This window comes from Acinetobacter rudis, from assembly GCF_031157835.1.
Taxonomy (GTDB): Bacteria; Pseudomonadota; Gammaproteobacteria; order Pseudomonadales; family Moraxellaceae; genus Acinetobacter; species Acinetobacter rudis_A.
Window position 1 is genome coordinate 197,347 of the sequence record NZ_JAVIDR010000004.1, and the last position, 23,553, is coordinate 220,899.

A 23,553-nucleotide genomic window follows, 5' to 3' on the forward strand; every position below is an offset into this window, starting at 1 on the left:
AATGGGCTAAAACTGCATAAGCGACGATCAAAAGACATAAGCTGTCGTTTAGATTAAAACAATACCCTTGTAGAAAAGACTTTAGCGACTTAGCATTATCAACTTAACAAGAAACAAATTAATTAGGATTAAAGGTTGTTATGACAAGCCTTGCGCATCATGCGACAGAAAACCGTTCTGTAGCCGAGTTTACTGAACAAGCTTATCTCAATTATGCCATGTACGTGATTATGGATCGTGCATTACCGCATATTAGTGACGGTTTAAAACCTGTTCAACGACGTATTATTTACGCAATGAGTGAATTAGGACTAAAACCAAGTTCTAAACCCAAAAAATCAGCGCGTACTGTTGGTGATGTGTTAGGTAAGTACCACCCTCATGGTGATTCAGCATGTTATGAGGCTATGGTGTTAATGGCTCAGCCTTTTAGTTATCGTTATCCATTTATTGAGGGACAAGGTAACTGGGGGTCACCAGATGATCCGAAATCCTTTGCTGCTATGCGTTATACAGAAGCAAAGTTATCTGCTTATAGTGATCTTTTGCTTTCAGAACTGGGACAGGGTACTTGCGAATGGCAAGATAACTTTGATGGCAGTATGAAAGAGCCTATAACGCTACCTGCACGAGTACCGAATATCTTACTGAACGGGACTACAGGTATTGCTGTTGGTATGGCAACGGATATTCCACCACACAATTTGCGTGAAGTAGTCAAAGGCACAATTGCACTGATTCGGAATCCAAATCTTAGCGACGAAAAAGTTGCAGAATATATTGTTGGTCCAGATTTACCAACCAAAGCTGAAATTATTACACCGCCTGAAGAATTACTTAAAATCCAAACTACTGGGCGTGGTAGTTATCGTATGCGTGCAATTTATCGCGTCGAAAAAAATGAAATCGTCATTAGTGAATTACCATATCAGGTCTCTGGTGCAAAGGTGATTAGCCAAATTGCAGACCAAATGCAGGCTAAAAAATTACCGTTGGTTTCTGATCTACGAGATGAATCAGATCATGAAAATCCAACTCGTTTGGTGGTGGTATTAAGATCCAATCGTATTGATGCTGAAACTGTGATGAGTCATTTGTTTGCGACAACTGATTTAGAATCAAGTTACCGTGTCAACCTCAATATGATTGATGCAGATGGCCGACCACAGGTCAAGTCTATTCGACGCATTTTATTGGAATGGATAGACATTCGTAAGCAAACTGTGACGCGTCGCTTGCAATATCATTTAAATAAAATTGAAAAACGATTACATATTTTAGCTGGTTTATTGATTGCGTATTTAGACATCGATACTGTGATCAAAATTATTCGTGAAGAGGACCGACCAAAACAAGAATTGATGTCCCATTTTAATATTGATGAAATTCAAGCGGAAGCTATTCTTGATTTGAAATTACGTCACTTGGCTAAACTTGAAGAAGTTGAGATTCGCCGTGAGCAAGCCGAATTAGAAGCACGTGCGGCTATTATTCGTGAGCAATTGGCTAATCCTGAGTCTCTGAAGAATTTGATTATTAATGAACTTAAGGAAGATGCGAAAAAATTTGGTGATGACCGTCGGTCACCACTGGTTTTACGTGCTGAGGCCAACGCTATTAGTGAGCAAGATCTGTTGCCGGCAGAGGCTGTAACAGTGGTTCTATCTGAGGCTGGCTGGATTCGTTCAGCTAAAGGGCACGATGTTGATGCAGGTGGTTTGAACTTCCGTGCAGGAGATCAGTATTTGAGCCATGCTCAAGGTAAATCAAATCAAAAAGTATATGTACTCGATCAATCTGGGCGAAGTTATGCTTTGGCAATTAATAGCTTACCTTCAGCACGTGGTTTAGGTGAACCTTTGAGTTCAAAACTCTCACCAGCTAAGGGTGCAGGTTTTATTCAAGTCTATATTGCTGATGATCAGAGTGAATTGGTTGCAGTGAGCAATTTAGGCTATGGCTTTAAAGCACAGGCACAGTCTCTTGATACCCACGCAAAAGCAGGTAAAGCCTTCTTAAATGTGGCAGAAAATGGTGAGGCCTTACCGCTTGCAAATATTGCTGATGCAAGCCATCTTGCATTGGTGACGGCTGCTGGACGCATGTTGGTCATTGACCTTGATGAGCTACCAGTCTTAAGTAAGGGGAAAGGAAATAAACTGATACAACTTGAGGCCGATGATCGAATATTGTTCATGTTACCTTTGCAACTTAGCGATTCAGTCAGTGTAATTGTCGGACAACGATCGTTAAAATTGAAAGGTGCGGACTTACAGAAGTATGTTGGTAAACGTGCAACAAAAGGGCAATTACTGCCTCGTGGTTACCAAAAAGTAAATAAACTGCTGATTCATGATTTGAGCTAGCATCCTCATTGTGAGATACGTTATAAAGCAGTAGGTATTTACAGTTGTGTCTGTCATATCAAACGTGAAGAAACCCAAAAATTAGGTTTGATATTGAGAAAAAATACTTTACAACTTAGGATAATTAATTGGAGACTGTGGCGTTATGGAAAAAACTTGGTTGGCTGAATACCAAAAAACTGGAATTCCAGAGTCTATAGAATTGCCATCTGAAAATACTTCGCTAGTCGATATTCTTGAACGCAATTTTCAAAAATTTGGTTCTCGTGATGCCTTTATCTTTATGGATAAGGCCATGTCATTTAGTGAATTAGAAATCGCGAGTCGTAAATTTGCTGCATATTTACAGAGCTTAGGATTAGCCAAAGGTACTCGTGTAGCAGTAATGATGCCTAACGTCTTGCAGTATCCTGTTGTTGCACTGGGTGTATTCCGAGCAGGTTTAGTCTTGGTGAATGTTAACCCACTTTATACCTCTCGTGAACTTGAGCATCAGTTGAATGACTCTGGTGCAGAAGTATTGGTCATCATTGAAAACTTTGCCACGATTTATCAAGCTATTATAGGTAAAACTGCGGTTAAGCATGTTGTCGTTGCCACTGTCGGCGATATGTTAGGGACATTAAAAGGTACGCTTGTTAACTTTGTACTACGTAAGGTGCGTAAACAGATCCCTGCGTGGAATATTCCAGGCTATGTTAAATTCAATACAGCTATGGAAAAGGTCAATGCAAATAGTTATAAACGTCCACAGTTAAGCTTAAGTGATACAGCTTTATTACAATACACTGGTGGTACGACAGGTGTTTCTAAAGGTGCGGAATTATCTCATCGTAATTTAGTCGCTAACCTATTGCAGTGTGACGGTATTTTCCAAAGTAAATTTGGTCCAGGCGATAGTGAAAAAGATGATCGCGTTTTCTGTGCATTACCGCTTTATCATATTTTTGCATTTATGGTTTGTGCGCTGTATGGGATGTACAAAGGTCAAGCGAATATCTTGATTCCTAACCCACGTGACTTACCTGCGGTTATTAAAGAACTACGTAAATATCAACCAACATTTTTCCCTGCAGTGAATACATTGTTTAATGCTTTAGTGCATAACGAAGAATTTAAGCAACTGGATCATAGTCGTTTAAAAATTTCGATGGGTGGTGGTATGGCTGTAATGGAGTCAACTGCTGCGGCGTGGAAGAAAATTACTGGTTCGATTATTGTTGAAGGTTATGGTTTGTCAGAAACATCACCTGTTGCAACAGTAAATCCTCCAGCAAGTACCGAATTTACTGGCACGATTGGGATTCCATTACCTTCAACTGATGTCGCGATTTTAGATGATGATGGCAATCATGTTGTTCTAGGCGAACAAGGTGAATTGTGTATTCGCGGTCCTCAGGTTATGAAAGGATATTGGAATCGTCCTGATGAAACTGAAAAAGTGATGACTGCTGATGGATTCTTCCGTACAGGGGACATCGCTATCATGGATGAGCGTGGCTATACCAAAATTGTTGATCGTAAGAAAGATATGATTCTGGTTTCAGGTTTTAACGTATATCCATCTGAAATTGAAGAAGTTATTTCTAAGCATCCTAAAGTACTTGAGGTTGCTGTGATTGGGGTTAAAGATGAAAAATCAGGCGAAGTGCCAAAGTTATTCGTCGTGAAAAAAGACCCATCGCTTACCACCGAAGAAATCTTGGCATACGCTAAAGAAAACTTAACAGGTTATAAACGTCCACGTTATGTTGAGTTTATGGATGAATTACCAAAATCAAATGTAGGTAAAATCTTACGTAAAGACTTACGTAAGTAATTCCAACGATACCAAGCGTGAAATTTACCGAGCACAGTGTTATTTGTGCTCGGTTTCATTTTATGGGGAGGTAAGATTACTTTTTGACCATCCAGCGGTCAATATAAGGTCTACTTAAACCAAGAATCAGCATGAAGGTAAGTAGAGTACCCATTTGTCGTCCAACGGCTTGGATTGGTAGAGTGCCATTAAAACTAAAATATATATCAATTAAGCAATATGCAGCGACAGCTGTCATACTGTAGTAGATATTGAGACGCCAAATACCAACAGCATATAGCCCCAACCAAAATACAATAAATGTGCCCAGAGTAGATTGCCAATTCAAGTTGGCGCAAATTACAGTGATCAAGAACGAAACAATAGGTAAAACGATCTTAAGGATACGATCAACCTGTTTCTGACGTAGTTTCTGTTCAGCAAGTTGATCAAGCATACGTTGCTGTTCTGAATTGGTCATTTTTCCTCCAGTATAAATAAATTACCAAAACTTAATATTTAACAAAAATTATTGATTGAACACCATGTTATGATACTAAACACAGATTTTTCTTGAGAATAAAATAATGTCTGGAATCCAAGGTATCGTTTATCTAATTTTGGCTGCTTGTTTGCTGCCGTATGTCTTTGCAAATTTAGCAAAAGCTTTTGGCGGTTTTAAACTTACAGATAATCAAAATCCACGCGGTTTTTTAGCAAATACAACAGGATTAGCCGCAAGAGCTAACGCTGTACAACAAAATAGTTTCGAGAGTTTACCTTTATTTATTGCATCAGTGTTATTAGCTGAGTATATGGTTATTCCTCAGTTTATGATTATGATGTTGGGGATCGCTTATATCGTATTACGTATTCTATATGGCATTTGCTATTTGGCGAATTGGTCGAGCTTAAGATCAGTCGTTTGGGCACTTTCTATGATTTGTCCAATCTGGTTATTGATTAGTGTGATTCGACTTTCTTCATGAGATTTTTCTTGGCTTTAGCTTATTTTTATAGATTCAAAAGCTATAAATAAAAACAGATGAATCAATAACACGCTATAATTGCCAAGAATTTACATACAACTGAAGTGTTTAAAAAGAGATTGTTATGAGTTACAGCAATATTCCTGCAGGTAAAGATGCACCAAATGATATCTATGTCGTTATTGAGATTCCTGCAAATGCAGCACCAATCAAGTACGAAGTAGACAAAGATTCTGATGCATTATTTGTAGATCGTTTCATGGGTACAGCAATGTTCTACCCTGCAAACTATGGTTATGTACCAAATACATTGTCTGAAGATGGTGATCCATTAGATGTACTTGTTGTTACTCCATACCCAGTTGTGCCTGGTTCAGTAATTCGTTGCCGTCCTGTGGGTAAATTGAATATGGAAGATGATGGTGGGATTGACGCGAAATTAATCGCTGTTCCTCATGAAAAATTATCTCCATTGTATAAAGATGTGAAGGAATATACTGATCTTCCTGCACTTCTTATTCAACAAGTTGAACATTTTTTCCAACACTACAAAGATCTTGAGCCTGGTAAATGGGTTAAATTGACAGGTTGGGAAGGTTCTGAAGTTGCTAAAGCTGAAGTATTGAAATCAATCGAAGCAGCAAAAAAATAAGTCATTTATATAGGCACTGATCTGTAATTAGATTCGTGCACAATATAAAAAACCTGCAATTTAAAATTGCAGGTTTTTTTATGATCTCTTCTAGAGCAATTTGCCCTAGGATAGAAAGTCCCTAATTATAAAAATTTTACAGGGATATCAAGGAAAATACGCCATTCATTGGTATCACCAATATAGGCTTGTTGATAGGCAGCACTTGCGCGGTAGTAAGAATTACGTAGACGTAAGTTTACACCCTTAGCAAAACCACTTTGCACAGTATATTTGACCTGATTAAAGAATTCACGTTCAGTTGCATTATCTGAAATTAACTGATTAGGGTCTTTATCTGCCACATGAATATTCCAACCATACACATATGCTGTAGTCCAATTGAGGCCAGGGACACCAAATGCACCAAGGTCTAGATTGTATTGAAGTTGTGCAGATTTTTCACGGTTACCAATAAAGTCAGAGAGGTATGAGTTTGGTAGATAAATACTTTGCATACCATCGCCATTACCACCGTAATCATAACCAACATTACCCGTGTTCTGTTGATAAGCTAACATTACAGTATGTGGGCCTTGGTTATAGGTACCAGAAACAGCCCAGATATTATTGGTTTTGTCTTCACCTAGAGGACCAGTCGCTGAATAAATTGATGCCTCTGGTTTAAAAGTAGTTCTATAGCCGCTAAAGTCTAAAGTGAGTGAGTCTTTATCAGCAAATGGAATCTTATAATTGGCATTAATATAATGACGATCAAGTTTATCTTTAACATCTAAGCCATAATAAGCTGCTTTTAGATTGTCATCGAATTGATATTTTGCACCCCATACCCAAGCACTACGAAGCTTTTGACCATCTGTATTGATTTGGTCTGACAGTGAGTTTTTAGTAAATTTACCGCCAATCACTTCCAGATTTTCAATTTCATGGCTAGTTAGTAAAGTCCCTGTAAAATATTCTGGAACTAAACGCGCAGTATTACTGGCGAGTACCGGAATATCTAGAACTTGAGTACCATAACGTAGGGTAGTGTTTGAAATTCGAGCCTTAACATTGGCACCACCGCGTGCCCAAGTGTCGTATGCTGTTCCTGTTGTACTTTTTTTAGGAATCATGTTGTTGCCAGCATGGTTGTTGCTACCTAATTTAAAGGAAGCGTCACCAACAAAGCCGACACCAAAACCAACAGTCCCTTGTGTAAAACCAGAATCAATATCAACAATTGCAGTTTGAGCTGTTGAACTGGTATCTGGTACGCCATTTTTTTTATCGCGAGTTAGATAACCAGTACGGAATAAAACTGAAGCTTCAGCATCTTCTACAAATCCTTTTGCTTCACTTTGTTCACTAGCAATTGCCGAGCTAATCATAGTCGCTTGGATGAGAACCGCTAGTGTAAGTTGTTGTGCTTTTAGCATTGAAAGCCTCTTCTTAATTAATTACAGTTTTTTTACTGCACCCAGAAAAAACTAGATTGTATAAGTAATTTTAAAAAAAGAAATCGTTTTCGTAGTTTTTAATTATTTTTTTTCTACTAAAAGTAGTAATTATTCGTATAAGAACGTTAAACATTATTTTCTAATAAATTGATTTTCTAGAAAATCTTAGGATATATACTTTAAAACTGCACTAGCATAAATGCTAAAAAAGAGTTATAGATTGGTTGATATGATTATCATATTCGATAAGAAAAGGTTAACACTGATAAAAGTTGCTAAATATTAAAGCTATTCACTTCGATTCACAGTAAAATGCCGCCTTAAAACGTCTAACTTAGATTGATTTAATGATATGAAGCCTATTGTACTGTTCAAAATAATTTCCGCAGTGTTTGTTTCAAGCATTTCATATTCTGCCGTGGCAGCTGAGACTGGGCTTTCAGGCAATATTGGTGTAGTGACGAAGTATATTTACCGTGGTGGTATAGAGAATAATGACTTGGCTGCACAGGGTGGTCTTGAATATGCTCACAAAAGTGGCATACATGCAGGATACTGGGGATCTACTTTAGATTACAATCCAGCCAAGGAAGATAAAGCAACTGGATTCGAACATGATCTTTATATTGCCTACGCTAAGCAGCTAAATCCAGATTGGAGCTATCGTTTACAAAGTACAGCGTATATCTATCACAATGCAAATAAGGTCAGTGCCGAACAGGGTGGACATCGTAATGTTACGACTTATGATGTTTCAGCGGCGGTGAATTATAAAAATTTAAGTTTAGCAACCGCAGTAATTGTTGCTGATGCCTCATCTAGTAATGCTGGGGATACCTATATTAGTGCAGCTTATAGTCATCCTTTGGTTTATGACCTGAGTTTAAATACCTCTATTGGTGCGACAGCGTATAATCATAGCCATGACGATGATATCGTAACCACATCAAAAGATTTTACCTTGAGTGAAGCACGTTTGGGGTTGAGTAAAAAGTTTGCAAATACAGGTTTGGTTGCTTCCGTTGATTATATTTATGGGGGTAAAAATCGGATGGGTGAAGATTATAAGGATCACACGGTCTTGGGGCTAAACTATCAGTTCTAACTGGTTTACTAGATGAGTGTGGATTTATTTAATAAAAAATGGCCGTTTGGGGTGCATAAATGATCAATTTATGTGCCTTTTTTAGTGCATGACATTTTATGCGGATTTTATGGTATTGCTTTTTAGGTATATAGCAAATTTATGCACTACACATTGATACTGCGTTTGATTTAAATCTTGGGCTGACTCGCCAAGCATTGGCATAGCATTTGCTGAGTAGGAGAGCGGCACATCACGATTTAATAATGACTCAAACGGAGTGTGATCCATATGAATTTGAATAAGAGCCTATCGCTAAGCCTAATGTTATCTACAGTATCTGGTTTAAGCTTTGCAGAAGATAAAAAAGAATCTGCTTTTATTGGAGAAGTGAGTGGAAATGTTGCGGTGTTATCAAGCTATGATTTCCGTGGTATCACCAATACCCCAGAAAATGATAAAGTTACGTTGCAAGCTGGTCTAGAATACAGTCATCCAACAGGATTTTATATTGGTTATTGGGGCTCAACACTGGGCTATTCTTTAACTGACTATGATCGTGATACAGAAAAATATCAGGGTCGGGATGCTTTTGAAAATGACTTTAATATTGGCTATCGCGGAAAGGTTAACGATGATATTGGTTATACTATAGGTGGAACATATTATTACTATTATCAATCTGATGCTAAGTCTGACTTTTTTGAAACTTTAGTGGGCTTAAATTACAAAGATTTAGCTTTGAGCGCACAAACGACCACTTCTAATGTTGATACAGCGAACCGAGGTGATACCTATTTTTTAGTGAGCTATTCTCATGAGTTACCTTATGAACTTACAGGACGAGCTGCTCTTGGGACTTATTTATATGGGAAAAGTTCTAAAAATTTAGAGACCAAAGACGATTTTAATTTTCGCCATCTCACACTGGGTTTAACGCGTAAGCTCGGCAATAGTGGGGCAAATATGAATCTGGACTATATTGTGGGTGGTTATGATCGTATGGATGAGAAACAAAAAAACAAAGTGGTTTTTGGTTTAAGTTATAATTTCTAGAAATGTAAATTGATTTAAGCAAATTAAGGCGGTCTAATCACCGCCTATTTATTTTGATATGACCCGTAGTGTTGAGAAGTGAATCAATCATTTTTGTGTTGCTGCTTTTTGTTTTATGGTTGCATTTACACTCAATCTAGAGAAGTATTTAAAAAATTGTATTTTTGCTTAGTATAAGCATACACATCTAGAGATGTTTTAAGAATGTTTATATATATAAATTAATAAGTTGCATTAATAATTCTTTGTGTTTTTTGAGTGTTCTTAAAACTGTAATTGAACAAAAGAAATTTTATAATTTTAGGCATTCATGCTTTTATTTTTGATCCATTTTAATAAAAATAATGGTGAATACAATAATGTTTAATCATATCGAAAATACATTGCTTGATCTGGGACTGAATGCAGATAAACGTGTCTTACACATACAATTTTCGAACCGCATATTAAATAAACAACTCTATTTGCAACGAGTAGAGGGTGAGCATAGATTAAATCAAGGTATAAATGCAGAGTTGCTGTGTCTGTCTACAAATACAAATATTGCTTTAAAGCAATTTATTGGTTGTCAGGTTGCAGTAGATAGCTTAACCGACCATGGTCGGTATTTTAGGATGTCGGGCATCATTAGCACAGTAGAGCGAGGCCAATCTGATGGTGCACTAACGATTTATAAATTGCAGCTAAGTGATCCGACTGTTTTATGGCGGTATCGCCGTAATAGTCGAGTTTTTATGGCTAAGTCTGTTATTGAGATTGTTGAAATTATTTTTAAAGAATGGCAGCAAAAAAGTCCAATTTTTGCTGCGAGTTTAACTCTAGATCTGAGTGATTTGAGTCGCGAATATGATGTACGCCCTTTTGTGATGCAATACAATGAAACAGATGCACAATTTCTGAAACGACTTCTACGGCAAGAAGGTATTAATTATCTTGTTGATGAGGCTCAACTCCTTGTTACTCACCCTTCCACACAAATTGCAGCGCAAAAAATTCGTTTAATTGATGATAATAACCGATTTAAAAGATTAGAACGCGCCTACATTCGTTATCACCGTAATAACGCAACAGATCAACAAGATCATATTTATACATGGATCGCACAGCGCTCCATGCAATCAACTGCGGTATATGTACAGCGTTGGCAAGCCGCAGCTTTAGTACAAGAGACAGGTACTGGCTCTGTATTGAGTCGGCATCAACCTGGTCAAATGCAAGATAATAGCTGTATGAGTTTAGAGCAAGCTTGGCATTTAAGCCCAGCTTGGGTTCAGGATTTAAATGGCGAAGATCATGCGACAGCCTCTAGCAATACGCAAATTGAGCGTATTAATGAAAACTTTTTAAATTATCATACATTGGCCGCTAAACAGTTTAGAGCAGAATCAACTGTACGTGATGCGCAAGTGGGTTATTGGTTTAGGTTGAGTGGACATCCTGAAATTGATTCAAAAGATGATATGTATAAAGAATTCATCATTATTGAAAAATGGTTTTACCAACAAAATAATTTCCCAAAAGATTTATTTGATCAAGTTGAACGTTTAGCTGAGAAAAATAATTGGCAATCTGATATTCAAACAATACAACAACGTCAAGCAAATCGTTTGGTTTTACAACGCCGTGAAATTCCCATAGTGCCAGATTATCACCCGTCAAAGCATCGCCCTAATGTTCATCCGATGAGAGCAAAAGTGGTTGGGCCTAGTCATGAGGAGATTTATGTGGATCAGTGGGGACGTATCAAGGTACGTTTTCTTTTTACACGTGATGAAGATCATTTACATGCAGGTGGTGCTGGAGCAAACGACAATGATCGTGATTCGGCATGGTTAGATGTACTGACCCCTTGGGCAGGAGAGGCATACGGTACGAGTTTTTTGCCCCGTATTGGCGAAATCGTTGTGGTCGATTTTTTTGATGGTGATATCGATCGGCCATTTGTACTTGGCCGTATTCATGAAGGCTCACGTATACCTCCCCAGTTTGATATGCAGGGGCAATTGCCAGATACCAAGCAACTTAGTGGTATACGTTCTAAAGAAGTTGCTGGTGTGGGGTTTGGACAATTACGTTTTGATGACACAACAGGCCAAATCAGTAGCCAATTACAGAGTAGTCATGGATTAAGTCAATTAAATTTAGGTCAGTTGAGTTACCCCAAGGAAACTGAAAAGTCAGATGATCGAGGTGAAGGATTTGAATTAAGAACCGACCAGAGTGGGGCACTCAGAGCTGGAGATGGGTTATTAATTTCTACTCATAAGCAGGAGGGAGCTAAAGGTCAACACCTAAATGCCGAAGCTGCAAAACAACAGTTAGATCTATGTCAGAGTCGTCTGCAATCTTTAAATCATATTGCTCAACATCAACAAACCCACGAACTTGAATCTATTCAACATATTCAAACAGTGCTAACTCAAATCGAAACTGATTTTGCTAAGTTTAATCAAGCGCTATTGCTTCTAAGTGCGCCAGAATCAGTTGTTGTTTCAACAAATGATAGTATTCATTTATCTGCAGACCAACAAATTAATCAGAGCGCAGGGGATAGTATAAATTTAAGTACTCAAAATAATCTGATTGTTCAAGCATCTAATCATTTAGGTTTATTTGCAGCACATGAGGGAATGAAACTCGTTGCTGCTCAGGGGGCGGTTGAACTTGTGGCACAAAGCGATGCTTTAAGTCTTTTAGCAAAAACTGAATTAAATATAATTTCAACGCAAGAACAGATTGAGATCGAAAGCCCTAAAGAAATCGTCCTCAGAGCTGGTGGTGTTGAATTAAACTTTGGTTAGGTTAAGTTTTTTAACCTAGATCTGGTCGTCGATAAGATAAAGACTCCGTAATATGGACACTTTCAATATTTGGGCTTTGGGCTAAGTCTGCAATGGTACGTGCAACCCTAATAATTCGATGATAGGCGCGTGCAGAGAGGTTGAGCCGCTGTTGTGCTTGTTCTAAAAGAAGGTTTGAGGCAGTGTCTAAGTTGGCGTAATGACTTAATTGTTGTGGGGTTAAGTTATGGTTGAGCTGTTGTTGACGTTGAATTTGGCGTTGATATGCTTCATTTACGCGCACTCTGACTTGTGTGGAATCTTCAACCTTTGCAGTGCTTTGTAATTCCAGAGCTTTTAGCGGAGGGACATCGATATGTAAATCAATGCGATCCAATAAAGGACCTGAGATACGATTTTGGTAACGTTTGATTGCATCGCTAGAGCATTGGCAGCGATTATCCTGATTAAAAGCATAGCCGCAGGGGCAAGGATTCATTGCGGCGATAAGCTGAAAATTTGCTGGAAAACTAATTTGTCTTGCCGCTCGTGAGATAATAATATTTTTTGATTCGAGAGGTTGCCTGAGCACTTCTAGGACTTTACGATCAAATTCTGGTAATTCATCCAAAAACAAAACACCTAAATGCGATAAGGTGATCTCTCCTGGTTTGGGTTGTGAACCTCCTCCGACTAAGGCAACAGCAGAAGCGGTATGGTGGGGTGATCGAAAAGGACGTTGTCCTAGAATCACTTGTTGATTTGCAATTGAGTAGATGCTCGCAACTTCCAAACTTTCTTCTGTTGTAAGTGGGGGTAAAATGCTTGGCAAACGTGATGCCAAAAGTGTTTTTCCTGTGCCTGGTGGGCCACGAAATAAAATTGAGTGGCCACCAGCAGCAGCGATTTCGAGTGCTCTTCTTGGGCGTAATTGACCTTTAACATCTGCTAGATCAAGTGAGTAATGATGCTTAGCTTGAATGTACTGTGTACTCATAGGTGTAATGAGTTGTTGTTTTAAAAAATGTGCACAGACTTGTTTTAAATGTGTTGCAGCATAAACTTTAATTTGTGGTAGTTGGGCAGCTTCAGCAGCGTTTTGCTCTGGTAGCATCAAACAATGTTGTGCTTTTTGACAGGTCATCGCAATACTCAATGCACCAGAAACTGGCCGTAAATTGCCATCTAATGCTAATTCACCTACAAACTCATAATCATCTGTAACGTTTTCGGGGAGTTGACCTGATGCGATTAAAATACCTAAGGCAATGGGGAGATCAAGTCGTGATCCATCTTTGGGCAAGTCTGCTGGTGCGAGGTTGATTGTGAGGCGTTTATTCGGAAATTGAAATCCACTGTTGATGATGGCAGAACGAACGCGGTCTTTACTTTCTCGAACTGCGGCTTCTGCTAGGCCAACAATGGTTAAAGATGGTAAGCCCTGACTTACATGCACCTCAACTTCAATTGATGCTGCATGTAGACCAAGTAAAGCACGGGTATAAATTTTGGCAAAAGACATTTATTATTATCCATTTTTTGCTTTATTTTTAATCGTTTTGCTGTTTTTTGCTTTAAATGAGTGCAGTTAATTTAATTTCTGAGTTTGCAATTCTTGTTCAAGCTCTTCAAATTGTGCTTGTAACTGAGCAAGACGATTGTTGGCATTATCGAGCATGGTCTGTTGGCGTTGAATTTCTTCTTTAGATACGAGATCCATTTTTGCTACAGCTTCACTGAGCAAAGCATGTAAGTTATGTTCAAGATCTTTTTTAGGTTGTTCAATTTGTTCGAGGATAGCTTGTACTAATACGTCAATCATGAGTGATCCATCTTTTAGCTTGATACGATGCAGTGTAACACTGCTAGGACATGAGTCCCTAGTTATAACTGATTAACACCGGAGCATTTGCTGTTAAATCTCGATAAAAACAAAAATTTATTGAAATTCCATACGTTTTTTTTCAAGGAATACTATAAGTGAGCCTATAAAATAGGTTATAAAAGACAACGCATGACAAGAGTCATTAGCATCCCCCAACCGCTATGAAACTTTTGGCATGATTATTGAACATAGAACCTTACTGGTGAAAAAAGCCGAAGGAAAACAAAATGAAACTTGTAACTGCAATTGTTAAACCATTCAAACTCGACGACGTACGTGAAGCACTTTCGGAAATTGGTGTCCAAGGGATCACTGTAACCGAAGTGAAAGGTTTTGGTCGTCAAAAAGGTCATACTGAGCTCTATCGTGGTGCTGAGTATGTGGTTGATTTTCTACCTAAAGTTAAAATTGAGATCGCTATTAGTGATGAACTTGTTGATCCTGTAATTGAATCGATTACACGTGTTGCAAGTACTGGAAAAATTGGCGATGGTAAAATTTTTGTCACTAATTTGGAACAAGTCATCCGTATTCGTACAGGTGAAACAGGGCCAGATGCGGTCTGATTTGGCATAAATTTTGCTCATGGCAAACTAAGTCAAAACTGAAAAAACAGGTTGGGGAACAATGAAAAAAATATTGCTGGCGCTCAGTTTGTCTGGCGCACTTTTTTCTGGTTCGGGCGTGTGGGCTGAAAGTAATACGCCTGGATCAGTAACTACAGAACAAATAAATACATCAAGTACAACTGTTGCCACAGTCGCAACACCTTCCGATAAATCAAGCGATTCAACAGTTATCGTAACTTCAACAGACGCACCTACAATGAATAGTGGTGATACTGCTTGGGTTCTCATCTCAACCGCTTTAGTTTTGCTAATGACCATACCTGGGTTGGCTTTATTTTATGGTGGCATGGTCCGTAAAAAAAATGTACTGAGCACTATGGCTCATAGTTTTGTAGCCGCTGGCATTGTGAGCATTGTCTGGGTTGTTATCGGTTACTCTTTAGCTTTTGGTACAGGTAATGCCTTTATCGGTGGTTTTGACAAGGTAATGCTGGCAGGTATTGGGCCTGAAGCATTGAGTGGTAGCATTCCAGAAATTTTATTTATTATATTTCAAATGACTTTTGCCATTATTACTGTGGCAATCATTAGTGGTTCTATTGCTGAACGTATGAAGTTTAGTGCCTTTGTTACTTTCATCACACTCTGGGTAATTATTGTCTATGCCCCAATAGCACATTGGGTCTGGGGTGGTGGTTGGTTAATGAATGATGGTGCGCTTGATTTTGCTGGCGGTACAGTAGTTCATATTAACTCAGGTGTAGCTGGCTTGGTGACAGCTTATATGCTGGGTAAACGAATGGGCTTGGGTAAAGAGTCTATGGCACCACATAACTTGACTTTAACTGTACTCGGTGCAAGTTTAATTTGGGTTGGTTGGTATGGCTTTAATGGTGGTTCTGCACTGAGCGCAAATGGTTCAGCAGCTTTTGCATTAGTGACTACTCAAGTTGCGGCAGCTGCGGCAATGATGAGCTGGTTGTTCGCTGAGCGCATGATCCGTGGTAAGGCATCGGTATTGGGTGGTGCTTCAGGTGCGATTGCGGGTTTGGTGGTGATTACTCCAGCAGCAGGATTTGTTGATGTAACTGGTGCATTATGGATGGGATTGATTGGTGGTGTACTGTGTTTCTGGGCTACAACTGCGCTAAAACGCTTACTGAAAGCCGATGATGCTCTTGATGCTTTTGGTTTACATGCAGTGGGTGGTATTGCTGGTGCTTTATTGACTGCCGTATTTGCAAGTGAATTAGTTATGGGTGATAAGGCGCCAACAAATATAGGCTATCAATTGTGGGTGCAACTTGAAGGCGTACTGGCAACAGTTGCATATTCAGCAATATTGACCTTTATTTTACTCAAACTCATAGATATGTTCATTGGTATTCGAGTGGAAGCTGATGAAGAACGAATGGGGCTTGATTTAAGTCAGCATGGTGAACGTATTGAGTAATGGTAAAAGAACTTTGTAGATAAATAACTATATCTTGTGGGAAACAGCTCAAATGAGCTGTTTTTTTTCTATATATTGATTTGAAACGCAGCCAATTTATATTTTTTTTGTTAAACTAGCTCGGTTTATATTTTAATTAGTCCAATTAGCATGCATTGTCCATTTTGTAATGTCGCGGATAGTAAAGTAATCGATTCGCGTTTAGCCGCTTCAGGTAGCCAAATTCGCCGTCGCCGTGAGTGTGTTAGTTGTGGTGAACGGTTTACCACTTTTGAGAGTTATGAAATGGTCATGCCTCGGGTGATCAAATCTAATGGTAAGAATGAGCCTTTTGACGAAGAAAAATTACGTCGTTCCCTCATGCATGCGCTACAAAAAAGACCAATTACACAAGAACAAATTGAAAGTGCTCTAAGCGATATTCAGTTACAAATCAGACGATTAGGCGAGCGTGATGTGCGGTCTAGATTAATTGGTGAAATCGTAATGAAAGCTTTATTCGCTCTAGATCACGTTGCCTATGTAAGGTTTGCTTCTGTCTATCAAGATTTTCAGGATGTAGAAGCATTCCGCCAACAAATTGAGTCTATGCTACGCCGAGATATAAATGACTGATTCGTTTTCTTTGCAGAGTGCTATTGCTGTGGCACAAATGTCATCCACACAGCAAGATCAGTATTGGATGAAATATGCAATTTCACTGGCGCAGCGTGGTCTTTACACAACACGACCTAATCCCAATGTAGGCTGTGTAATTGTCAAAGATAATGTGTTGATTGGTGAGGGTTTTCATCCTAAAGCTGGGCAAGCTCATGCTGAAGTTTTTGCACTACGACAAGCTGGAGCTGCCGTACAAGGAGCAACGGCTTATGTAACATTGGAGCCTTGTGCACATTATGGTCGAACACCTCCTTGTGCTTTAGCTTTAAGTCAATCTGGGGTAAGCCGAGTTGTAATTGCCTGCCTAGATCCCAATCCATTGGTTGCAGGTAAAGGCATAGATATCTTAATTCAAGCTGGTATTCAGGTTGAACATGGTATTTGTGAAGAAGAGGCTGCGGCATTAAATCGAGGCTTCTTAAAGTCGATGGCTGGTGCAAAGCCTTATGTACGTTTAAAAATGGCTTCTAGCTTAGATGGCCGTACAGCGATGGCTTCTGGTGAATCAAAGTGGATCACAGGCGCAGAAGCACGTTTAGATGTACAACATTGGCGTGCAATGTCGGCAGCAGTAATTACAGGTGTAGATACAGTATTGGCTGATGATTGTGAGCTGAATGTACGCGATATACCAGCTTATGTTGTGCAGGCACAGGCCGAGTTAATACAACCAATACGAATTGTATTAGATCGACAAGGTCGTATGCCACTTACTGCTAAAATGTTGCTACAGCCCGATACTGTGATGGTTATGGGACCTTTTCGTCAAGATTTAGCGGATTTGGGTGTGTTACAATTACCCATCATGACATTAGCTGATTTATTAGTGTATTTACGCCAAAACTATCAATTTTTTGACCTTATGGTGGAAGCAGGTGCAACGTTATCAACTGCTTTTTTACAGCAAAATTTAGTTGATGAGCTGATTAGCTACGTAGCACCAACTTTTTTGGGACAATCTGCACGCAGCATGTTTGCTGGTCAATTTACTTCTATGTCAGAACAACTTCGTTTTAAATTAATTGATGTGGCCCAAGTGGGCAACGATTTACGTTTAAGACTTATCCCTACGCAAGAGACAATATGAACCAAGAGACTTCGGTATATCACAAGCGCCGTCATGCCGCACGGACGACAGATGAATATCTATTTCATCAATTGGTTCCTTATCTAGGCAATAAGCGTCGTTTATTACATTTGATTTTAGAAGCACTGGAACTAACGGGCACATTAGATACTGGTAAAAAACGTGCACCAATTTTTGCAGACTTTTTTACAGGTAGCGGTGTTGTTTCTCGTTTGGCACGTCAACATGGTTATCGAGTCATTGCCAACGATTGGGAACCTTATAGTCATGCGTTAAACCATGCTATTTTGTCGGCACCTGTGGCACCTGCATTTAAAGAGTTAGGTGGCTATCAAAAAGCAATAGATTATTTAAATCGTCTACCAGAAGTTAAGGGTTGGGTAACTCATAATTTATGTCCACGGAATGATGAAATCTATGATCCAAGTCGTGACCGTTTATTCTTTAAACGTCGTAACGGTATGCGTATTGATGCAATTCGTCAACAAATTGCAACTTGGCAGGCTCAAGGGGCTATTGATGATGTAGAGATGAGTGCATTATTAGCACCTTTGCTTTATTCGGCCAGTTTCGTGAGTAACACCAGTGGAGTATTCAAGAGCTTTCATCAAGGCTGGGGAGGGCGTACTCGTACAGCACTGGAGCGCATTGAATCTCAGTTAATGCTGACACCAAGTTTGTTTTGTGATGTTGGTGCAAGTAAAACACAAGGTCCAATGGCCGAAATGTGGTGTGTTGATGCGCAGCATTTAGCTAATCAGATGAGTGGTTTTGAGGTTGATGTTGCCTATTTAGATCCGCCCTATAACCAGCATGCTTATAGCAGCAATTATCATGTGTTAAACTCACTGACCTTATGGGATCAGGTTGATTTACCTACACCAGATACCAAGGGATTCAAGAGCGGTATTGATCGTGCATGGCGTAAGGAGCGACCGAGTTCCTATAACTCCTCAAAATATGCACAAGAGGCTTATGAAACATTATTGTCAACGATTAATGCACGTTACATCCTAACGAGTTATTCTACTGACGGTAATATTGAGGCTAAAGATTTGCTAAAAGCCAACTTACAGCGAGGAAAGGTTACTTTGTTAACACAAGATGTACCTCGCTATCGAGTAAGTAAGCAACGGCAGTCTGATCGTGCACGTGTATTAGAATTTATTGTGATTACAGATACACATGCGAAGGCAGGGCCACCATTACGACAGTTACTGGGGCAGTTATATCATTTTGCAGAGTTGGGTGGGGTTGATACTTCAGGTGTTAGCACTCAATTGGCGCTGTGGTAATTAAAACGAGATTGTACTTATGTTTACAGGCATTGTTGAAAGTTTAGGACGTGTGGAACAAATCCAAAATATGGGAGGAGATCTACGCTTACAGATTTATACTGAACTTGATCTTTCAGATGTACATCTTGGCGATTCTATTGCAAGCAATGGTATCTGTTTGACAGTGACGGACTGGGGTAAAAACTGGTATGCCGCTGATGTATCAAAAGAAAGCATACACCGTTCAACAGTTGGTTTATGGCAAATAGGCACTAGAGTAAATGTGGAAAAGGCGATGTTGCCTACAACACGTTTTGGTGGGCATATTGTGAGTGGCCATGTAGATGCAGTAGGTGAAATAACATTATTACAACAAGATGCTCGTTCTATTTATTTTGAAGTTACTGCACCAGCTGAAATAGCTAAATATTTGGCAGAGAAAGGCTCTGTAACAGTTGATGGTATTAGCTTAACAATTAATTATTTGCGTGGATGTGTTTTGAGCTTAAACGTCATACCACACACCGCTGAGCGTACCAATATTTCAACTTGGAAAGTGGGAACAAAAGTTAATATCGAGGTCGATGTCCTTGCCCGTTATATTGAACGTTTAATGCTTGGTGACCGAGCCGCAGTGCAAACTGAAAAATCAAATATTAGTATGCAGTTTTTAGCGGAAAATGGCTTCTTAAAGTAAATATACGTAAAATAGGCTGTCTCATATACAATGGGCTGTCTTTTTAATTATTCTGCTGCGGGAATCAAATGCATGAAACAACTTGAAACAGGGTCATCGCAATGATGGATATATTGCTGCATGTTGAACAAATGCTCCCGATCTTGCTTGAAAATTATGGCTTATGGATTTATGCCATTTTATTCTTAATTATTTTTGCTGAAACTGGCTCAGTCTTTATGTTCTTCCTACCTGGCGATAGCTTATTGATCGCGATAGGGGCAATGTGTTCTACGGCTGATAATGTGCATCTGCATTATATGGGAATTTTATTATTTATCGCTTCGACCTTGGGTTATATTGTAAATTATCATACAGGCCGAATATTAGGTGTGAAATATTTTAGCCAACATTCACGTTGGGTTAAGCCTGAATATATCAAGAAGACGTATTATTACTTTGAAAAGCATGGTGGTAAAACCATCTTAATGGCACGTTTTATTCCATTTGTACGTTCTTTTGCTCCATTTGCAGCAGGCTCTGGTCATATGAAGTACACCACTTTTATGTTGTATAACGTTTTAGGTGGCTGGATTTGGATTAGTCTGTTATTGGGCGTGGGTTATGGTTTGGGTAATTTATTCTCTAGTGTTTTAGGCTGGTTATAAGATAAAAGAAAGTAATATGATATTCTGCTATTTAAATAACAGAATATCTTTGAAGCTAATATGATATTAATGATTATTTAGATCTGATTTATTCAAAAATAAGCAATAATTTGTAAACTAAGACTTAGTAATAGTAAATGTGGTTTGGTTAAACCAAGCATTGCTTTGTTTGGGTATGTCGATGGTAAATTTTCCCTTTTCAGACTCATGTGATAAATAAGTTGAAATTGAATAAAAGTCCGCACGACTAATTAATAAGTCTTGAGCAGATACAGTCCAAGTTTCACCAGAGCTGAGTAGCGCAATTTTTCGCCAAATTTGATTTAACTCAGTCATTCTGCATCCCCTTACAGTCGCGATAATCCATGTGAGCTCATTTTAACAATGAAGAAAGCATATTTTCTACGCGTCTATAATGTGACAATTTTATTGCAATATTGTGACAACCTAGGGTAATTCATAATCTATTTAACTTATTAACTAGGGATTATCCTAGTTGCTTCAATATAAAATTGATTTCTTCCTGAGCAGCTTGTTGTAAATTTATTTTTAAAGCACTGAGTGCTTGTTGAATAATTTGCTCTGATTCAAGTTCTAAACGTAGACGAACATTCGCAATTTCTTGTTCACTATGACGTGTTGCAATACGTTCATTTGACTTGCCTTGATCGAGCATTGGTGTCTGAATTTGATCAAAGCGACTGCTGTAAAGCATGATATCTGCATCAATTTTTTCTTTTATTGTTTGTAGAGTGAGTTGTTGTTGCTGGAATTGTTCAATTTCATCTTGTTGTAGTTGTTGAATATAGTCTTGTTGCGCCGTGCGTTTGCTTATTAATGATTGTTCAAGCGCATGTTGTTTGCGCTGTCTTGCTGCTTCAATCAATTGCTCTTTTAGAGCAATATGAGCTTGTTCAATTTTAAGTTGAGAAATTTGTTGAGACCGTAAATCATGATCGAGCCAATGTGTGAGATCGGTCTCCACTTTAAGTAGCTCACCTATACGTGTTAAATCTTCAAGTAAAGTTTGACGTACAATCTCAGGTGCATTGAGCCAACGTTTTTTAAAGTCTTGACCGACATTTAAAGTCACAATATTTTCCTCATACTTAAGCTTTGATGCATACATCAAAGCTTATAGGTTTTTGCTTGAATTCCATGTTGGCGATATGTTTTAAATTTTTCTCTACCAACGACTTTTGCAGGCTCATTATTTTCTACGATTTCAATGATATGTTCAAATTGTATTGTCGGATCAATCGCATCATGATCAAAATTGAATACAATCCAAGTCTTATCTTCTGGGAGTTGTGCCGAAATACAAATTGGTGCCTGTTGTTGATCTATACCATGAGGCAAAAAGCTGCAAGCATCAAAATTCCACAGTTCATCATCTAATTGCTGCTGCAATTCTGAGTCAGGACAATATAACCATATTTTAGTTGGCTGTCTTAAAATCTTTCTGCACAAACGGCTAGTGCTATGCACTAACCGTTCATTACTTTTTTCAAAAAGGTAGAAATTAACCTTAGTCATGCTGGATACGGTTCGCAATAAATTGAACAAGAAGAGGTACCGGGCGTCCAGTTGCACCTTTATTTGCGCCAGAAACCCAAGCTGTACCTGCAACATCAAGATGTGCCCAGCGATATTCTCGAGTAAAACGTTCTAAGAAGCATGCTGCTGTAATTGAGCCAGCTTGTGGACCAGCATTACCAATGTTACCGATATCTGCAATACTTGAGTTAAGTAACTCTTGGTAGTCATCTAAAATCGGTAAACGCCATACACGATCGAAACTGTCGAGGCCAGCTTGGTTAATTTCTGCAGCTAAGGCATCATCTGGTGAGAATAAACCACTGACTACTTTACCTAGTGCAACAACGCATGCACCAGTTAATGTTGCAATATCAATTACTACCGCAGGATTGAAACGTTGTACATAAGTGAGTGCATCACAAAGTACTAAGCGGCCTTCTGCATCAGTATTTAAAATTTCAATCGTTTGACCACTCATACTGGTGACTACATCACCTGGGCGTGTTGCATGGCCCGATGGCATATTTTCAGCGGCAGCGATAGTACCAACTACATGAACAGGTAGCTCTGCTTCACAAAGTGCACGTAATGTACCCAATACAGATGCAGCTCCACACATGTCATATTTCATTTCATCCATACCAGGGCCTGGTTTTAATGAAATACCACCTGTATCGAATGTGATCCCTTTACCTACCAATACAATCGGTGCTTGATCTAAGTCAGCGCGATATTCAAGGCTAATAATACGTCCAGGGCGGTCAGAGCCTTTACTTACAGCCAAAAATGCATTCATACCTAGCTTAGCGATCTCAGCTTCATCAAGTACAGTGACTTTAAGGAGTTGAGGATACTGCTGAGCTAAAGCTAAAGCCTGTTCGGCTAGATATTCTGGGAAACAAATATTACCTGGGCAATTGCCTAGATCTCGTGCAAAATTTTGTCCTTGAGCAATTGCTTGAATCAGGTTAATTTGAGTTTGATCTAAACTCGGTGTGTTGGAAATCAAATTAATTTGAGTGAGTGTTGTAGCATTTTTTTTAGATTTATAAGCATCATAACCATAAGCCGTTTGAGTTAAGCTTAGGGCAAAAAGATAATGAAGTTCTTGGGGTAAAGCTGAAATATCAACGCTGATTTGCTTAAACTTTTTTTGGCTGTTGTCTAAAATGCTTTGAGCAAGTTTAGCGAGTTTGGCAGGTTTTACTTGTTTGGCATCATCAAGTCCAAGCAGTGCGGCATTGGAATGTTGTTCTATCTTATCGAGTAGAGGAAGTTGCTCAGCAAAAGTCGCTTTATACTGAGAAATCTGAATTAAGTTGTCTAATCCATTAATTTTATAAGTGGTTTGGATCTTTGCAAGGGCATTTTGATCAACCAATATAGATAAATATTCGCTTTGGGTCTGTGCTGAAAGGTCAGCATTTATGGTGATTTTCATAAACTCTATGGTTACCTGCATTAACGTTATGAATCATTTAAACATTGAAAGACTATCATTAATCGAATATCGATGTGGTTTTATATTTTAACATTCGGGTAAACTAGCAATCACAAACTTCATTTTAATTTTTT

22 protein-coding genes are annotated in these 23,553 nt (G+C 38.8%); 14 read left to right on the forward strand and 8 right to left on the reverse strand.

Going from position 1 to position 23,553, the window contains the following annotated elements; all coding sequences use genetic code 11:
• The first annotated feature begins 140 nt into the window (after positions 1-140).
• Complete coding sequence (gene parC / locus RFH42_RS06635) at positions 141-2,366, forward strand: DNA topoisomerase IV subunit A (protein ID WP_308974806.1); 2,226 nt, start codon at positions 141-143, stop codon at positions 2,364-2,366.
• 145 nt (positions 2,367-2,511) lie between these two features.
• Positions 2,512-4,185, forward strand: coding sequence for a long-chain-fatty-acid--CoA ligase (locus RFH42_RS06640; protein ID WP_308974807.1), 1,674 nt, complete (start codon positions 2,512-2,514; stop codon positions 4,183-4,185).
• 76 nt (positions 4,186-4,261) lie between these two features.
• Here RFH42_RS06640 and RFH42_RS06645 read toward each other — a convergent pair whose 3' ends face one another.
• Positions 4,262-4,645, reverse strand: a complete 384-nt coding sequence (locus tag RFH42_RS06645) for a hypothetical protein (protein ID WP_308974808.1) — start codon at positions 4,643-4,645, stop codon at positions 4,262-4,264.
• 106 nt (positions 4,646-4,751) lie between these two features.
• On the opposite strand from RFH42_RS06645, the gene RFH42_RS06650 reads away from it, so the two are divergent.
• Positions 4,752-5,153 (forward strand): MAPEG family protein, encoded by a 402-nt coding sequence (locus RFH42_RS06650; RefSeq protein ID WP_308974809.1) that lies wholly within the window; start codon positions 4,752-4,754, stop codon positions 5,151-5,153.
• A 124-nt stretch (positions 5,154-5,277) separates the two neighbouring features.
• Positions 5,278-5,805, forward strand: coding sequence for an inorganic diphosphatase (gene ppa, locus RFH42_RS06655; RefSeq protein WP_016654688.1), 528 nt, complete (start codon positions 5,278-5,280; stop codon positions 5,803-5,805).
• Between the two features lie 125 nt (positions 5,806-5,930).
• On the opposite strand, the gene RFH42_RS06660 is transcribed toward ppa, so the two are convergent.
• Positions 5,931-7,223, reverse strand: a complete 1,293-nt coding sequence (locus tag RFH42_RS06660; RefSeq protein WP_308974810.1) for an OprD family outer membrane porin — start codon at positions 7,221-7,223, stop codon at positions 5,931-5,933.
• A 373-nt stretch (positions 7,224-7,596) separates the two neighbouring features.
• On the opposite strand from RFH42_RS06660, the gene RFH42_RS06665 reads away from it, so the two are divergent.
• The 3 genes from RFH42_RS06665 (at position 7,597) to RFH42_RS06675 (ending at position 12,185) form a co-directional block, all read left to right on the forward strand.
• The gene (locus RFH42_RS06665) at positions 7,597-8,349 is read left to right on the forward strand and encodes a TorF family putative porin (protein WP_308974811.1); all 753 of its coding nucleotides are present in this window, start codon (positions 7,597-7,599) and stop codon (positions 8,347-8,349) included.
• 270 nt (positions 8,350-8,619) lie between these two features.
• Positions 8,620-9,384, forward strand: a complete 765-nt coding sequence (locus tag RFH42_RS06670) for a TorF family putative porin (protein ID WP_308974812.1) — start codon at positions 8,620-8,622, stop codon at positions 9,382-9,384.
• A gap of 359 nt (positions 9,385-9,743) precedes the next feature.
• Positions 9,744-12,185: a type VI secretion system Vgr family protein gene (locus RFH42_RS06675; RefSeq protein WP_308974813.1), complete on the forward strand. Its 2,442-nt coding sequence runs from the start codon at positions 9,744-9,746 to the stop codon at positions 12,183-12,185.
• A gap of 10 nt (positions 12,186-12,195) precedes the next feature.
• On the opposite strand, the gene RFH42_RS06680 is transcribed toward RFH42_RS06675, so the two are convergent.
• Both RFH42_RS06680 and RFH42_RS06685 read right to left on the reverse strand, forming a co-directional pair.
• Positions 12,196-13,686, reverse strand: coding sequence for a YifB family Mg chelatase-like AAA ATPase (locus RFH42_RS06680; RefSeq protein ID WP_308974814.1), 1,491 nt, complete (start codon positions 13,684-13,686; stop codon positions 12,196-12,198).
• A 66-nt stretch (positions 13,687-13,752) separates the two neighbouring features.
• Positions 13,753-13,986, reverse strand: coding sequence for an accessory factor UbiK family protein (locus tag RFH42_RS06685; RefSeq protein ID WP_308974815.1), 234 nt, complete (start codon positions 13,984-13,986; stop codon positions 13,753-13,755).
• 290 nt (positions 13,987-14,276) lie between these two features.
• On the opposite strand from RFH42_RS06685, the gene glnK reads away from it, so the two are divergent.
• From glnK to RFH42_RS06720, 7 genes are all read left to right on the forward strand, one after another.
• Positions 14,277-14,615, forward strand: coding sequence for a P-II family nitrogen regulator (gene glnK, locus RFH42_RS06690; RefSeq protein WP_016654695.1), 339 nt, complete (start codon positions 14,277-14,279; stop codon positions 14,613-14,615).
• Positions 14,616-14,676: 61 nt separating this feature from the next.
• Positions 14,677-16,071 (forward strand): ammonium transporter, encoded by a 1,395-nt coding sequence (gene amt, locus RFH42_RS06695; protein ID WP_308974816.1) that lies wholly within the window; start codon positions 14,677-14,679, stop codon positions 16,069-16,071.
• Positions 16,072-16,221: 150 nt separating this feature from the next.
• Positions 16,222-16,686 carry a transcriptional regulator NrdR gene (gene nrdR / locus RFH42_RS06700; RefSeq protein WP_308974817.1) on the forward strand — a complete coding sequence of 155 codons (465 nt, stop codon included), beginning with the start codon at positions 16,222-16,224 and terminating at the stop codon, positions 16,684-16,686.
• Positions 16,687-16,723: 37 nt separating this feature from the next.
• Positions 16,724-17,818, forward strand: a complete 1,095-nt coding sequence (ribD, locus tag RFH42_RS06705; protein ID WP_308974851.1) for a bifunctional diaminohydroxyphosphoribosylaminopyrimidine deaminase/5-amino-6-(5-phosphoribosylamino)uracil reductase RibD — start codon at positions 16,724-16,726, stop codon at positions 17,816-17,818.
• Complete coding sequence (locus RFH42_RS06710; RefSeq protein ID WP_308974818.1) at positions 17,815-19,113, forward strand: DNA adenine methylase; 1,299 nt, start codon at positions 17,815-17,817, stop codon at positions 19,111-19,113. The genes ribD and RFH42_RS06710 overlap by 4 nt, the downstream gene beginning before the upstream one ends.
• Before the next feature lie 19 nt (positions 19,114-19,132).
• Positions 19,133-19,792, forward strand: coding sequence for a riboflavin synthase (locus RFH42_RS06715; protein ID WP_308974819.1), 660 nt, complete (start codon positions 19,133-19,135; stop codon positions 19,790-19,792).
• Positions 19,793-19,893: 101 nt separating this feature from the next.
• Positions 19,894-20,439, forward strand: coding sequence for a VTT domain-containing protein (locus RFH42_RS06720; RefSeq protein WP_308974820.1), 546 nt, complete (start codon positions 19,894-19,896; stop codon positions 20,437-20,439).
• A 117-nt stretch (positions 20,440-20,556) separates the two neighbouring features.
• Here RFH42_RS06720 and RFH42_RS06725 read toward each other — a convergent pair whose 3' ends face one another.
• From RFH42_RS06725 to RFH42_RS06740, 4 genes are all read right to left on the reverse strand, one after another.
• Positions 20,557-20,775: a hypothetical protein gene (locus tag RFH42_RS06725; RefSeq protein ID WP_308974821.1), complete on the reverse strand. Its 219-nt coding sequence runs from the start codon at positions 20,773-20,775 to the stop codon at positions 20,557-20,559.
• 151 nt (positions 20,776-20,926) lie between these two features.
• A complete protein-coding gene (locus RFH42_RS06730) occupies positions 20,927-21,532 on the reverse strand; it encodes a hypothetical protein (RefSeq protein ID WP_308974822.1) in 606 nt (201 codons plus the stop codon).
• Between the two features lie 35 nt (positions 21,533-21,567).
• Positions 21,568-21,975 (reverse strand): DNA polymerase III subunit chi, encoded by a 408-nt coding sequence (locus tag RFH42_RS06735; RefSeq protein ID WP_308974823.1) that lies wholly within the window; start codon positions 21,973-21,975, stop codon positions 21,568-21,570.
• A complete protein-coding gene (locus RFH42_RS06740; RefSeq protein ID WP_308974824.1) occupies positions 21,968-23,419 on the reverse strand; it encodes a leucyl aminopeptidase in 1,452 nt (483 codons plus the stop codon). Before RFH42_RS06740 ends, RFH42_RS06735 begins: the two co-directional genes overlap by 8 nt.
• Positions 23,420-23,553: the final 134 nt, after the last annotated feature.

Bases quoted from the DNA above. Each gene is read 5' to 3' on its own strand.
- parC (WP_308974806.1), top strand. From the start codon at position 141: ATGACAAGCCTTGCGCATCATGCGACAGAAAACCGTTCTGTAGCCGAG.
- RFH42_RS06640 (WP_308974807.1), top strand. From the start codon at position 2,512: ATGGAAAAAACTTGGTTGGCTGAATACCAAAAAACTGGAATTCCAGAG.
- RFH42_RS06645 (WP_308974808.1), bottom strand. From the start codon at position 4,645: ATGACCAATTCAGAACAGCAACGTATGCTTGATCAACTTGCTGAACAG.
- RFH42_RS06650 (WP_308974809.1), top strand. From the start codon at position 4,752: ATGTCTGGAATCCAAGGTATCGTTTATCTAATTTTGGCTGCTTGTTTG.
- ppa (WP_016654688.1), top strand. From the start codon at position 5,278: ATGAGTTACAGCAATATTCCTGCAGGTAAAGATGCACCAAATGATATC.
- RFH42_RS06660 (WP_308974810.1), bottom strand. From the start codon at position 7,223: ATGCTAAAAGCACAACAACTTACACTAGCGGTTCTCATCCAAGCGACT.
- RFH42_RS06665 (WP_308974811.1), top strand. From the start codon at position 7,597: ATGAAGCCTATTGTACTGTTCAAAATAATTTCCGCAGTGTTTGTTTCA.
- RFH42_RS06670 (WP_308974812.1), top strand. From the start codon at position 8,620: ATGAATTTGAATAAGAGCCTATCGCTAAGCCTAATGTTATCTACAGTA.
- RFH42_RS06675 (WP_308974813.1), top strand. From the start codon at position 9,744: ATGTTTAATCATATCGAAAATACATTGCTTGATCTGGGACTGAATGCA.
- RFH42_RS06680 (WP_308974814.1), bottom strand. From the start codon at position 13,686: ATGTCTTTTGCCAAAATTTATACCCGTGCTTTACTTGGTCTACATGCA.
- RFH42_RS06685 (WP_308974815.1), bottom strand. From the start codon at position 13,986: ATGATTGACGTATTAGTACAAGCTATCCTCGAACAAATTGAACAACCT.
- glnK (WP_016654695.1), top strand. From the start codon at position 14,277: ATGAAACTTGTAACTGCAATTGTTAAACCATTCAAACTCGACGACGTA.
- amt (WP_308974816.1), top strand. From the start codon at position 14,677: ATGAAAAAAATATTGCTGGCGCTCAGTTTGTCTGGCGCACTTTTTTCT.
- nrdR (WP_308974817.1), top strand. From the start codon at position 16,222: ATGCATTGTCCATTTTGTAATGTCGCGGATAGTAAAGTAATCGATTCG.
- ribD (WP_308974851.1), top strand. From the start codon at position 16,724: ATGTCATCCACACAGCAAGATCAGTATTGGATGAAATATGCAATTTCA.
- RFH42_RS06710 (WP_308974818.1), top strand. From the start codon at position 17,815: ATGAACCAAGAGACTTCGGTATATCACAAGCGCCGTCATGCCGCACGG.
- RFH42_RS06715 (WP_308974819.1), top strand. From the start codon at position 19,133: ATGTTTACAGGCATTGTTGAAAGTTTAGGACGTGTGGAACAAATCCAA.
- RFH42_RS06720 (WP_308974820.1), top strand. From the start codon at position 19,894: ATGATGGATATATTGCTGCATGTTGAACAAATGCTCCCGATCTTGCTT.
- RFH42_RS06725 (WP_308974821.1), bottom strand. From the start codon at position 20,775: ATGACTGAGTTAAATCAAATTTGGCGAAAAATTGCGCTACTCAGCTCT.
- RFH42_RS06735 (WP_308974823.1), bottom strand. From the start codon at position 21,975: ATGACTAAGGTTAATTTCTACCTTTTTGAAAAAAGTAATGAACGGTTA.
- RFH42_RS06740 (WP_308974824.1), bottom strand. From the start codon at position 23,419: ATGAAAATCACCATAAATGCTGACCTTTCAGCACAGACCCAAAGCGAA.